Source organism: Bifidobacterium thermophilum, assembly GCF_037482445.1.
Classification (GTDB): Bacteria; Actinomycetota; Actinomycetes; order Actinomycetales; family Bifidobacteriaceae; genus Bifidobacterium; species Bifidobacterium thermophilum_B.
Window position 1 is genome coordinate 110,972 of record NZ_JBBHLY010000002.1, and the last position, 13,368, is coordinate 124,339.

General features: G+C 59.6%; 9 protein-coding genes and 1 pseudogene. 4 read left to right on the forward strand and 6 right to left on the reverse strand.

What is annotated here, in order from left to right:
• Positions 1-38: 38 nt before the first annotated feature.
• The gene (locus WD012_RS02260; RefSeq protein WP_339562167.1) at positions 39-1,148 is read right to left on the reverse strand and encodes a hypothetical protein; all 1,110 of its coding nucleotides are present in this window, start codon (positions 1,146-1,148) and stop codon (positions 39-41) included.
• 369 nt (positions 1,149-1,517) lie between these two features.
• Here WD012_RS02260 and murI point away from each other — a divergent pair, with 369 nt between their 5' ends.
• From murI to WD012_RS02275, 3 genes are all read left to right on the forward strand, one after another.
• Positions 1,518-2,294: a glutamate racemase gene (gene murI / locus WD012_RS02265; RefSeq protein ID WP_339562168.1), complete on the forward strand. Its 777-nt coding sequence runs from the start codon at positions 1,518-1,520 to the stop codon at positions 2,292-2,294.
• 771 nt (positions 2,295-3,065) lie between these two features.
• Positions 3,066-3,911: a patatin-like phospholipase family protein gene (locus tag WD012_RS02270; protein WP_339562169.1), complete on the forward strand. Its 846-nt coding sequence runs from the start codon at positions 3,066-3,068 to the stop codon at positions 3,909-3,911.
• A 361-nt stretch (positions 3,912-4,272) separates the two neighbouring features.
• Positions 4,273-5,604, forward strand: coding sequence for a Fic family protein (locus tag WD012_RS02275; protein ID WP_339562170.1), 1,332 nt, complete (start codon positions 4,273-4,275; stop codon positions 5,602-5,604).
• 144 nt (positions 5,605-5,748) lie between these two features.
• Here the strand turns inward: WD012_RS02275 and WD012_RS02280 are convergent.
• Positions 5,749-6,704 (reverse strand): annotated as a pseudogene (locus tag WD012_RS02280) (SPFH domain-containing protein).
• Between the two features lie 291 nt (positions 6,705-6,995).
• Here WD012_RS02280 and WD012_RS02285 point away from each other — a divergent pair.
• Positions 6,996-8,141 carry an Ldh family oxidoreductase gene (locus WD012_RS02285; RefSeq protein WP_339562171.1) on the forward strand — a complete coding sequence of 382 codons (1,146 nt, stop codon included), beginning with the start codon at positions 6,996-6,998 and terminating at the stop codon, positions 8,139-8,141.
• A 248-nt stretch (positions 8,142-8,389) separates the two neighbouring features.
• Here the strand turns inward: WD012_RS02285 and WD012_RS02290 are convergent, their stop codons facing one another.
• From WD012_RS02290 to WD012_RS02305, 4 genes are all read right to left on the reverse strand, one after another.
• Positions 8,390-9,820 (reverse strand): FAD-binding oxidoreductase, encoded by a 1,431-nt coding sequence (locus tag WD012_RS02290; RefSeq protein ID WP_339562172.1) that lies wholly within the window; start codon positions 9,818-9,820, stop codon positions 8,390-8,392.
• Between the two features lie 52 nt (positions 9,821-9,872).
• The gene (locus WD012_RS02295; RefSeq protein ID WP_339562173.1) at positions 9,873-11,180 is read right to left on the reverse strand and encodes an aminotransferase-like domain-containing protein; all 1,308 of its coding nucleotides are present in this window, start codon (positions 11,178-11,180) and stop codon (positions 9,873-9,875) included.
• A gap of 15 nt (positions 11,181-11,195) precedes the next feature.
• On the reverse strand, positions 11,196-12,026 hold the full coding sequence (locus WD012_RS02300; RefSeq protein WP_339562174.1) for a transporter substrate-binding domain-containing protein: 831 nt from the start codon (positions 12,024-12,026) through the stop codon (positions 11,196-11,198).
• Positions 12,027-12,114: 88 nt separating this feature from the next.
• Entirely contained in the window at positions 12,115-13,359 is a 1,245-nt protein-coding gene (locus WD012_RS02305) for a cobalamin-independent methionine synthase II family protein (RefSeq protein ID WP_339562175.1), read from the reverse strand.
• Positions 13,360-13,368 lie beyond the last annotated feature (9 nt).

The window sequence follows — 13,368 nt, forward strand, 5'->3', positions numbered from 1 at the left end:
GGTCCTGCCATGTCGCAAAGAGCGGAGAGCAGAGAGGATTACCGGGCGTCGGCGTCAGATGCGGTACCGGCGGTCTTGCTGGCGGTGTACATCGACCAGACGCGACGGGCGTACAGGATGGCGGGGATCGCCGCGACCAGCGCGCATGCCGCGATGATCAATGCGGTCGGGCTGATGCCGGTCTTGGCGAGCGCTCCGGCGACGCCGCCCTGCTGTGTGGCGGCGGACGCGGCATTGCCGGGCTGCGAGGCGCCGGACGTGCCGGCGCCACCGTTCTTCGTCGCATTGGTCGCATTGTTCTTCGCGGTCGCGGCATCGGCCGGAGCCTGCCGGCCGTCGGCCGAGGCGGTGACGCCCTTGCCGGTCTGGTTGCCGGCCGTGTTCTGCTGGGTATCGGCAGTGCTGTCGCTCGCGTTCTTCACGGTATCGCCGGCCACCTTGTTGCCGACGGCATCGGCAAGGTCGAGCTTCGCCTTGGTAAACGCGGCCTTGGCGGCCGCCACGTCCGCCGCGGTCCGGACAAGCGCGGCGGCGGCATCTGCCTTCGCCTTGGTGGCGGCGGCAAGCTCCTCGCCGGCCTTCACGCGCGCCGGGGCGTCCGCATCGGCCTGTTCGTCGGCATGACGCTTGGCTTCGAGGGCCGAGATATTGGCTTGCCGTGCGGCATCCCGGGCCTGCTTGGCCTGGTCGAGCCGGGCATCCGCCTGCTTGACGGCGTCGCTGCATGGTGGGTTGTTGAGCCTGACCGACGCGTCATTCGCATAGGCGTCGGCGACGACGTCCTGTGCGCTCTTGAGGGCCTTGGCTGCGGCAACGGCCTCGGCGCCGGCGGCGAGCGCCTGGGTTTTGCTCGCATTGGCCTTGTCGAACGCCGCCGTCGCGGCGGCAAACCGCTGCCGGGCCGCGCGGTTGTCGCTCTGGGCTTGCTCATGGCTTGCCACGGCCTGGTTGTAGGCGTCCTGTGCGGCGGTGTATTGGGCTTTTGCGTTCCGGTATGCGTCGTCTGTCGACGTCTTAGTGCTGTTGGCAGACGCGGCGGCCGCCGGTGCGCTGACAGCGGGTTGCGCCGCATTCGCCACGATCGCCGAGCCAGGTGCAAGCAGCATCGCCGCGGCAATCAGGATACCGACATACTTTGGATTCTTCATATCGTCCCCTTGGCTCCACGGCGTATCGTCCATGGACGGTCCGGTACGCCACCCGCAGTGCGGTGCTGCCACGCTGTGCGCAGTCACGCTCCCGCATCCCACGGTGATGGTCAGTTCTATTCCGTATTATCAGTCACGGCTTGCGACATCGGACATCGTTTATTCGACATTTTGCGTCGACACGCCCAACACGCCTATGGGATTTCGCCATACAGATAGCGTATGCGCCAGCGCCCATTTCGGCGGGCCGGCCCATAGCCGATGCGGCGTGGATGGTGTTACTATCGCGATAGTCCCGTCAATACAGGCAACATCAGCACAGGCGGGCGCCGCCGGGAGCGCACCCGCGACAGCTGACAAGGAGGATCCATGACTTCCACTGCACCGATCGGCGTGTTCGATTCCGGTTTGGGCGGCATCACGGTGGTGCGTGAGCTCGTCAAGGATCTGCCCAACGAGCAGGTCCTGTATTTCGGCGACTCCGCGAACGCGCCGTATGGCACGAAGACCCCTGAGGAAGTACGCCGCCTGTCATTCGCCATCGTCAACGATTTTCTACGCGAAGGCGTCAAGGCGGTGGTCATCGCGTGCAACACGGCGACTTCGGCGGCGGTGGACGCGCTCCGCGAACAATTCGACATCCCGATCATCGGCATGGAGCCGGCGCTCAAGGTCGCGTGCGACCGTGGGCACGGCGTACCCCAGCATGTCATCGTCGCCGCTACCCCGCTGACCTTGCGCGAACAGAAATTCGCCAGGCTCATGGCACGGTTCAATGCCGACAACGTCATCTACAAGCAGCCCTGCCCGGCGTTGGTGGACATCGTGGAGCATGGGCGGCTGGACGACCGGGAGCTGGTCGAACACACGCTGCACGGGTATTTTGATGGCTACGACCTCGAGACGATTGACTCCGTGGTGCTCGGCTGCACGCATTTCCCGTTCTTCCGCGAGTATTTCCGCCGTCTGATGCCCAGCAGCACCGCGATCATCGACGGCAATGAGGGGACCGTGCGCCACTTGCGTGTGGTATTGGAGGCGCTGGGCAAGCTCGCGCCGGAAGATGCGGAGGGCGGCGTCTCACTGGCCAACTCCGATTCCAGCGAGCACATGGCGACGCTGATGCGCCAGTTGCTGACGCGGTAGCGTCGGGACGCCCTCGGCCGGGACGCCCTCAGCCGGGCCGGCCGAGGGCGGGGTGTCGGGTGCCAAGTACCGAATGGCAGTGCCGGATGCCGGATGAGTGAGGTATCCGCCTGTGATGCAACCGGCTTGTCGCACGACGGGAAGGTTAGCCGGGAGCATCAACGGCGCTTCTGCCCTGATTGCGCCGTGGTGCAATCAGGCTGTCGCACGGCAGGCAGATACCCAAGACAACCGGCAGCGTCGCCACCATATCAGTCCGCCATGCGACCCAGCCGTCACACCACAGCCAGATAACCAAGACAACCCAGCAGCAGCACCACCACATCCGCCCATCATGCGACCCTGCCATCACACCACAAACAGATAACCACGCAACCCGACAGCGCCACCGCCATATCAGCCAGCCATGCGACCCGGCCGCCACACGGCAGGCAGATACCCAAGCAACCTGACAGCACCACCCACCTAACCGCCCACCGTGCGACAGCCTGATTGCACCACAGCCAGATAACCACGCAACCCGACAGGTATCACCCGCCTACTGGCCCGCCGTGCGATCGGGCTGTCACACCACAGGCGGATGACGCCGCCATCCCACCATGGCCGGTAGCGGCGGATACCTTGCAATCCGCCCAATACACGCGCGTACGACATTTCAGCTTTATCTGTCTGTTTTTTGGTTCCGTTGTCCACGTATGGCTCGTAAGCTCGCCAGTATGCGCGCATGCCACTCATGCGCCCAACGAGACCACCAGGTGTGAGGGAGACGAAATGGCAAGAACGGCGCTTATCGATGTCGGCGGCGGATATCGGGCGATCTTCGGGGCCGGGGTCATGGACCGGCTCATGGAAATGCACATCGACTTCGACCATTGCTACGGCGTGTCCGCCGGAAGCGCCAACATGGTCGGGTACATCGCGCGCCAGCCCTACCGCAGCCACAAGTTCTACACCGAGTACGCCAACCGCAAAGAGTATGCGAGTGTCCAGAACTTCGCGAAAAACCATAGTTTTGTCGGGCTTGACTACGTGTATGGCACGCTGTCGAACCATGACGGCGAATACCCGGTGGACTTCGACGCGTTCGAGATGAACCCGACCGGATTCACCGTGGTCGCCTGCAACGCCGAAACCGGCCAGCCGAAGTATTTCGACAAATCCGACGTGCACTACGATGATTTCGACATCATGAAGGCGTCATCCGCCGTGCCGGTCGCCTGCGAGCCGTACGTGATCGACGGCGTACCCTACTATGACGGCGGAATCGCCGACCCCGTACCCGTGCAGAAAGCGCTCGACGACGGGTATGACAAGGTCGTAGTGATCCTCACCCGGCTCAAAGACGTGCTGCGCGAGCAGAAAAAGGACATCATGCCCTCGCGCATTCTGGAACACACGTATCCGGCCGCCGCCGACCGGCTGCTCAACCGGTACCAGACCTACAACGACGAGGTGGCGCTTGCCAAACGATACGAGCAGGAGGGCAAGGCGCTGATCATCGCGCCGGAGTCCCTGTACGGGCTGTCCACGCTGACCAAGAAGTTCGAAGGGCTCGAACGCATGTACCGGGCGGGGTATGCCGCTGCCGAGGCGATTCCGGCGTTCCTGGAGAGCTGAACATCACGAATCGCGATTTCGCCCGTTTTGGGTGTGACCCGATTCGGCGAGTTGCTGAGGAAACGTCCCAACAACCCGCCGACACGGGTCGCTAAGGTACCACGGCTAGATATCGGGAATCGACGGCATGACTTGCACAGTCATGGAGATGGGCATGGTCATGGGTATGGGCAAGCGAGGTCTGAGAAGCAAACGAAACCATTGCCGATGATAATTCCAAGCATTGGTATGCAAGCTGCTGTTACCATGAACGCTGAATTGTGCTGGAAATGAAGTTTTCCAAACACGACGCAGCATGCCACAGGCATCTATTTTATACTTTCTATAATTAAGAAGCAAAAAATAGATCAGGAGCGTCATCATGGCAGGAGAATATAAGACTCTCGCACGGCTTTTCCACGCCGACCGGTCGCATGATGCTTTCATCAATCACAATCGACTCGCAACTTCCAGACTTGAAGCGGATTCCACGTTCAGGACGGGCATCAGGACGCCACTTGGCGAGCTGTTCATCGCCATGCCACGGCAGATGAGCATTACCATCGAACGCATTCTCGTCGATGAACGCACCATCTCACGCATGTGGCACGACATTCCGGGAGTGATGCGATGGGATTACATTCGGCACGGCATCTCCGAAGAGCTGCTCGCGACGAACACCATGGAGGGCGTCCGCAGCACGCGCAAAGAGGTGGAGGCCGCCATCGACGCCGCCCGGAAGACCGATACCGGCACGGCTACAGTCTCGAAGCGGCATGGCAACGCCGCGAAGAAGCCACGATTCATGGAGTTCGCGAAACTGTATCTCGGCCTGTCGGATACACAAGCAAGATTCCCGCAGACCCTCGAAGCAATCCGTGACATCTACGACAAGGTCGCGCTGGACGAAATCCCCGCAGACAGCAAGCCTGACGGCGAGCTTTTCCGCCTGCGCGACGTGGGCATTCTGGGGCCGCACGGCGACTGCATCCATACGGGCGTCAGCGGAGAGAACCGCATCAGCGTCATGCTCTCCGAAATGATCAATCTCGTCGATTCGGATACCATGCCCGCACTCGTGTCGGCCATCGCGGCGCATTTCCTCTTCGAATACGTGCATCCGTTCTATGACGGCAACGGCAGAACCGGCCGGTATCTGCTGGCGCTCAGTCTGAAGCGCGTACTCACCCTGCCCACCGTGCTTTCACTGTCGCGAATCATCGCCGAGAACAAAGAGGCGTATTACAAGGCGTTCACTGAGACCGAAGACAAGCTGAACTGCGGGGAACTGACAAGTTTCGTGCTCACGATACTCAGACTGATCGGTGTGGCACAGCGGGAGCTGATCGACGAACTCGGGATAAAACTCGACCAGTTGGCGAAGGCGAAAATCCAATGCGGCACCATGCAAGACACGTTCAACCTGTCCCGGAACGCCACGACGATTCTCTTCCAGATCATGCAGGAGCAACTTTTCGGCCCACGGACAACGGTATCGCTCGAAGAAGCCGCCAATCATCTCAGGCTGTCCAAGCAGAGCGCACGCAAGTATGTGGCTGAGCTTTCCCGACACCATCTGATTGATTTCACGCATCGCAGACCACTGCGATGCAAAGCATCCGAAACGGTCATACGCAATCTGGAGGGCTTGCCGCCGCGATCGGCGGTCAAGGAATCGGCTACCGCGCAATCAGCAGGCCCACGATCGGCGTGAGCGAGGTACCGGGTCTGTGCGGTAGTGTGGGCACACATGACAAGTGGCGGGTTTCAGACGTATCTGGCACCTGAAACCCGCCACTGATGAGGAATCCGTGTCACGCCCGAATCAGTGCGGACGCGCGGACATCCGTGCTCGGTACTAGTTGCGTGGAGCCGAACCGGCCGGGCGCGCGGAAGCCGCAGCCGTGGACGCAGCCGCAGCCGCATCGGACGGGATCTCGCTGGCGGTGAGCATGGCCTTGGTGACCTGCTCGTACAGATCCTGATACCCGCCAGGCGTGGAGGCGGGCAGCACCACGGTCTTCGCGTTGCGCGACTCGGACAGCGAGCGCATCACATCGAGATACTGGTTGAACAGGACCACGTTGTTGACATCGGCGATATCCATGCCGACGGCCTGCAGGCTCTTGATCTGGTCGACAATGCCGTTGGCGATCTCACGACGGTAGTTCGCCTGGCCCTCGCCCTGCAGACGGGTCTTCTCGGCTTCTGCAGCGGCCTGGGTCTCGTCTGGATGCGCTGGGCTTCGGCACGCTGGCGGGTGGCTTCCTTCTCGCGCTGGGCGGCGTTGATGGAATCCATAGCGTTCTTGACCTGCGGGCTCGGGTCGATCGCAGTGATAAGGGTCTTGACGACGGTGAAGCCGAAACGGCTCATTTCCGTACCGACCGTCTTCTGCACGTCAGCGGCGACATCGTCCTTGCGGGCGAACGCGTCATCAAGGGTGAGCGCCGGAATCGCGGAACGCAGGGCGTCCTCCATGTAGCTGCGCAGCTGTCCGGCGGGGTCCTGCAGCTCATAGTATGCCGTGGCGACGGATTCGGGGGCCACACGGAACTGCGTGGAAGCAACCACGGTGACGAACACGTTGTCCAAGGTCTTGGTTTCCAGCTTCACATTCAGCTGGCTGACCCGCATATTCGTTTTCATGGCGATGCGGTCGACAAACGGGATCTTGATACGAAGCCCCGCATACTGAACCTTATGGAACTTGCCGAATCGTTCGATGATGTAAGCCTGCTGCTGCGGGACCACATACAGTGCGGAGCACAGCAGGAGAAACAGGATGACGACCAGGGCGATAACAAACGGCATGTGGGATTCCTTTCATCCGAGTCCACGCAATCCTTGCGCGAACAGCCATACCCATCGTATCAGGAACCGGGCAGAATACCGGAATCCAGCCATTTTCAGGACATGCTTCCCAAAAGCTGAGAGCCGGCTATCGATTTTTGCGAACGCAACGCCACCACGCGGCAACGCGCGGATTGTTAGGGTCAAAGACAATCAACACATCCCAAACAGCCATACCGCACTGCCGGATACGGCGCGCACCATCGCGCCGCAACGCCGGCATGCCGCATGTCCCATCCAAGGAGGTTCCGCATGCCACGTATCTTCCAGGTCAGCGTTCCGTCCCTGCGGGTCACGCTGTCCTCCATTTTCCGCAAGCAAGGCTTCAACTCGACCGACGCCTTGTATCTGGCCGGCACACTCATCGACGCCGACCAGAGGGGGATCAGCTCGCACGGCACCCAGCGCATGGCCATGTACGACGCGAAAATCAGACATCGGATCATCGACCCGCACGCCCGCCCCGGCATCGTGCGCAGCAAAGGAGCCAGCCTGCTCATCGACGCCCACGCGGCCATGGGGCAGCTCGCCATGCGCGAGGCGACCAATCTGGCCATCGGACTGGCGCAATCGCACGGCGTGGGACTGGTCACCGTACGCAACTCCAACCATTTCGGCACCGCCGGACAGTACGCGCGCAAAGCCGCCGATTCCGGGTTCATCGGCATCGTCTCGACGAACTCCAACCCGATCGTCGCGCCAACACACACCGCAGTTCCCGCACTGGGCAGCAACCCGATCGCCGTGGCAGCCGGATACGGGGACGACCAGCTCGATTACGACGCGGCGACCAGCACAGTGTCGCTAGGCAAAGTCGAGGTGCACGAGAAGACCGGCACGCCCATCGACGCCGACTGGGCGGTTGACGCGCGCGGAACCGTATCTCTCGATCCGGCCGCCATCATGGACGGCATCCGTTCCAAGCCACGCCGGGCAGCCCTGACCCCGCTCGGCGGGCCGGGCGAAAACGGCGGCGGATACAAAGGTTACGGCCTGGGGCTCGCGGTCGAACTGCTCACCGGACTGCTCGGCGACGCGCCCGCATCCATCGACCTGAACGGCACGCGCATCAGCCACAGCATCCTCGTCATATCCCCCGAAGCCTACGGCGGCAGCGATGCGCTCGCCGCGCGGGTCTCCCAACTCGCCAAACGCCTGCGTTCCCTGCCCTCCAGCGACGGGCATCCCGTGCTGTTCCCCGGCGACAAGGAACGCGCCGCAATCGCCCGGCACCACGACAGTGTGCCGATCGACGACGTGACCTACCGGCAGGTGCGGGATATCGCGTGGGGGCTGGATATCGACGAGCCGCAGATTGTGCGGGTTGAGGGGGTTGGGGAGGGTGAGGTGAGTGGCGATAACGCGGCGGCGGGCATTGCGGACAGACAACCCGCTTAACAGGTCTGTTGTGTGAGGATTGGCTCACACAACAGGCGATTCAGCATCACTTGATTGGAATTTTGCCTTGCCTACCTGCCGGTTTGTGAGGATTGGCTCACACACCGGCATGGTTGCGAGCTGAAACCAGCCATCCATGCCTTCCTCACGCCCAGTTTGTGAGGATTGACTCACACAGCAATGGACGATTCAGCCGACTCGTCGTATCAGTCAAAAGAACAATTTTCTGCATGCCCAGACATGCGCAATCAGGCAAGCCATTTCCCTGGATTGAGGATGCCGTTGGGGTCAAACACCCGACGAATGGCCCGCTGAAGTTCAAGGTTATGCGCCCCCAGTTGCCGTGGAAGATAGTCTTTGAGCTCCAACCCGATGCCATGCTCGCCCGTGATCGTACCGCCCATTGCCAACACGGTATCCAAGAGACGGCTACGTGCCGCCGCCAGCCGGACAGGTGGCTCAGTATCGTTCTCGGTTCGAGGCAGCATCAGCGATAAGTGGATATTCCCATCGCCGGCGTGTGCCAGCAAGAACAATGAGGCTTTGGCATCCCGCGCCAGATTGTCGATATATACCAGCAGATCCGCGAAACGGTCCAATGGCACCGCAGCGTCTGATTCGACGGACCAGACATCCCCATGAGGACAAGCCTTTCCGGTCTTTCGCAGTACAAAAAACGTTTCCAAATCCTCATCAGTCGGACGGACGACTGTCAGCCCCTGACGTTCCCACGCCTGTGCGATCACGTCAAGGTCATGTTCCTTTGACCATCCATCGGTGGTCGCCACCAGCATCCATGCAGCGTCACCCACAAGTGGCACATACGCATCCGGATATGTCTGAATGTACGGAACCGGCATGAATTCCAATGATGTCGGCTGTACCGGCGCTTGCAGAACCGCCGATACCGCATCTCCCGATTCCTTCAAATCCTTGAGGAACACCACCGCATTTGCCGTGCCATGAACAATCGGGCGCAAACGGACCGTGGCTTCGACAACGACACCTAACTGGCCTTCGGAGCCGGTTATCAACGAGGTCAAGTCAAGCCCTGCGACATTTTTCGTCACCGGTCGTCCTGTTTCGATGATGTCTCCGCCCGGAAGAACCACTTTCAAAGACATCAGCGAGTCACGGGTCACACCGTACTTCGCGCATTTGAATCCCCCGGCATTGGTAGCGACATTCCCGCCGATGGTCGACAATGCGCTGCTTGCCGGATCTGGAGCATAATACAGGCCATAGGGCCGAGCCGCCTTGGTAATATCCGCGTTGATCACTCCCGCTTGGACTCGCGCATAATGCCCCTTCCCGTTAATCTCCAGAATCCGGTTCAGCCGATCGGTAAGCAGCAATACACCTGGTTCCGTAATATCGGACAAATGGCCCATTCCCGTACCGCTGCCCCGCGTATATACCGCTATTCTTGAACGATCGGCCCACGCGAGAACCGCCGACACCTGCTCGACGTTTTCCGGGCTGATTATCGCCACAGGCAACAAGCCTCCCGAGTCCCGGTTATGTCCATCGGACATATGCCGAATCGTCGGCGGGTCATCGACAATCACACCATCGGGCAGTTCCTTGGACAGCGATATAAGCGCCTCTCTGACATGCTGAATGTCAATCATGTCAATAGTCGGTTTCATGTCGGTTGACGACACTTGAATAGATGGCATATCAATCTTCTTTCCTGTGGTGTTATCGGCGATTGGGCATTGATGTATCCGATCAATGTGACAGTCTGACGTCATCCAATGCATCATGAAGCCGGTCAGCGACCCGTTCGAGTCTGTTCTTGGACACATGGGCGAAGGACAGACGCATACAATGTCGTGCATCATCATCGGGCTGCCCCACATCTATTTCGCTGGGCGGCGTGAAGACATTTCCCCATACCGGATTGATGCCCTGTATCGCGAGCGCACGTCTGGCACTTACCGCAGAGGAATTGAACCACTCCGGAAGTCGCGCCCACAAGAAATAACCACCTTGTGGGGGAAGGGCATCGATATCTTCTCCAAGTCGGCACCGCAAAGCTTCCAACAACACTTTGGCTTTCTCGGCATAGAACCGTCGTTCAGCCGCAAGCCATTGATTGCCCCACGATCCTTGCAACACCTGCGACAATGCGTATTGGGTCAGCGTGGTCGGCCCACCGTCAACACCAAGCCTGTACCCGGCGATTTTCCTCACCGCAGCGGGATCGGCGATAAGCCATCCAACGCGTAGCCCAGGCCCCAGCCATTTTGAGAAGGAACCGATCTCCAGCAATGGGCTTCCCGAGGTTCCCCGGTACTCGTTTGGGAACTCCGCAGGAGGCTGAGAAAACCACAGATCATGGTAGGGATCGTCGGCAATGACCGCGATGCCGTGGCGTTCGGCCAGTTCCAGCAGTTTCCGCTTGGTGTCGGCGGTGGCACTGACGCCGGTCGGGTTCTGGAAATTCGGGATGGTGTATATCGCTTTTATCCTGTTTCCGTCAATGTGTTGGCTGTCAAGAAGCCGGCTGAGCGCTTCAATGTCGACACCCCGAGGCGTTAGGGGCGCACTACGCAGCCGCATACCCAATCTGGAAAAGATGCGTACCGCTTGTGGGAACGACCGATGCTCCACGATAACCGTATCCCCCGGGTCAAGGGTTGCTATCGCCGAAAGGAAAATCGCTTCCATTGCCCCATTGGTAATGATGACACTGTCAACGTCGACATTCCTGAATCCGGCGACCCATTCACGCAGGGACCGTTCTCCCAGTGGATCGCCGTAGGACAGCGCGGGGAACGCACGGGACGTATCGCCAAGCACCTGGGAGATTGCTTGGCGTATCTGGCGGTACGCCAGTTGTGTTGGATCCGGTATTCCCGCTGCGATGTCGATTGGAGGTTTCGATGTCTTGACGGTGACATCGCAGACCGGGAATACTCCGCCCTCTTCGACCGTGGTGCATACTTGCGATAGCCAACGCGGCACGCCCAAGCCGGTTGCCGAATCGTCGGCATCGTCTTGTTTCCGTCCGATGTCCGACTGCACATGAATCATGCCATACGCCCCCGGTCACTGCTTGTTCTCGGATTGAAGCTCACTCAGCTTCGGTGTGAGATCGGTATAGAACCATTTGTTGTTGATTTTCTTGGATGTGCCGTCTTTCACCAATGTGATAAAGGCATTGTTGATATCGGACACCAGTTGTCGATCGGCATCCTTCGGGAAAATGAAATAGCTCGGGGAAATGCCGGACAGTTCGTTATCCCCCTGGATGACAATCTGCTTGAGCTTCAAACCAAGAGTGTGCGCGTAGTAATTGTTGACCGGTACATCATTGATCGACCCGTCTGCCCGCCCTTGTGCAACTTCGCTGAGCATCGCCCCCAGGTCGGACTGGGAGAACTTCAATGTGATTTGCGCGTCGGCATGCTTGTCGTTGTATGCTTTCAACGCGACCCCGACATTGTTGGTCGGTGACTGAATCAACGTCTTCCCGGCAAAGGATTCCAGCCCGGTGACCGTTGTGATTCCGGTACCGCTGGTTGTCGCTACCGCATACTGCTTGTTGTAGAGCGGAAGACTGAATGTGTACTTTTTCTCTCGCTCGGCGGTCTTCGCGAAATTATTGACTCCCATATCGTAACGACCGGAATCGAGACCAGAGAAAATCGCTGAGAAATCAACTGTTTGTATGTTGAGTTTGTACTGAGGCAATTTTGCGAATATCGCACGCAACAATTCGATGTTCTGTCCATCAAGCTCGCCGTCCTTGCCCTTGAGCACATATGGCGCAGGGCCACCTGATGTCGCTACATTGACTACCTTGACCGTGGCATTTGATGTCGATGCGTCCGCAGCGCCGCAACCGGATAACGCCGCGGCAGCGAACGCGAATGCCATGATAGCGGATAGTGCCGTGATAATCCTATTTCGTCGGCGAATAGCCATATCAATCTTCCTCCCCTAGTAGCTGTTATTTTTTCGGATGTCACGCAAGCACACTTGACGAAGTCTGGAACAGGTGCCGTGAAGCGATATGTGCCCCTTCGACAAGCGACTTGAGCTTGGCCTGTGCAATATGTGGATGCACTCTTCCGCCGAGTCCGCAGTCCGTGCCGGCGACCACCCGGTCAGGGCCTACCAGCCGCGCGAATCGTTCGATGCGCTGGGCGACGAGTTCGGGGTGCTCCACGACATTGGTACAGTGGCCGACCACGCCGGGGATGAGAATCTTGTCGTCAGGAAGCGTCACTTCTTCCCACACTTGCCATTCGTGTTCGTGACGTGGGTTACCGGCCTCGAGCAGGTAGGCACCTACATGGGCTTCGAGCAATACGCCGACCAGATCACGCAGTGGGATATCCGTGGTATGCGGGCCATGCCATGACCCCCAGCACACGTGTAGACGTACCCTGTCAGCGGGAATACCGCGCAATGCGTGGTTCAGTGCGCCGATGCGGATGCGCGTGAATTCCTGATAGTCTCTCACACTCGGCTCGGGGTTGATCTGATCCCAGTTTTCCGCCAAGGATGGGTCGTCGATCTGCAAGATGAGCCCCGCATCGACGATCGCCTGGTATTCCTCGTGCAACGCATCGGCCCATGCCCATATCAACTCCTCTTGTGTGGCATAGTAGGAGTTGTCGATACGTGAGGCGCTTCCCGGTGAAATCGATGAGATGAACCCCTGAACGCCCGGATGCTTGGCGAGCGCGGCGTTGAGATTGGCGATATCCCTTGCCACTGCCTGTTGGCCGGTATAGGCGATGGGCCCGGTAATGCGCGGGAACGCCGTCTGTTTGGTGATGCGTACTCCAGATGTGGGGTCGGTGTATACGTCATGGAACCTGATCCGGTCGCGCCGCTCACTGTGCGCTCCAAGCCGTAATGCACTGCGGGTCGAGGGGGCTTGTTCCTCCGGCAATTGCGGATGGTCGAAGACCTGCCATCCACTGACGCGCTGTTCGATGTATCCGAACCAGGCGTGCGCATCGATGTTGCTGACAACCGATTTCCCGTATTCCCCGTCATTGATGATGTCCAGTCCGAAATCGAGCTGCTGCTGGACGATGCTATCCACGGATTGAGCGATGATGCGATCGTAATCGATATCAGCGGCATCCCCGGGTGTGATACCGTCCCGGGATAGCCGTCCGCGTTCTTCGTTGGCACGGTCCAAAGCCTCCACGCGTGGAAGGCTCCCCGAATGGGTGGTGGCGATATGTCGGCTCATCGGTGTCCT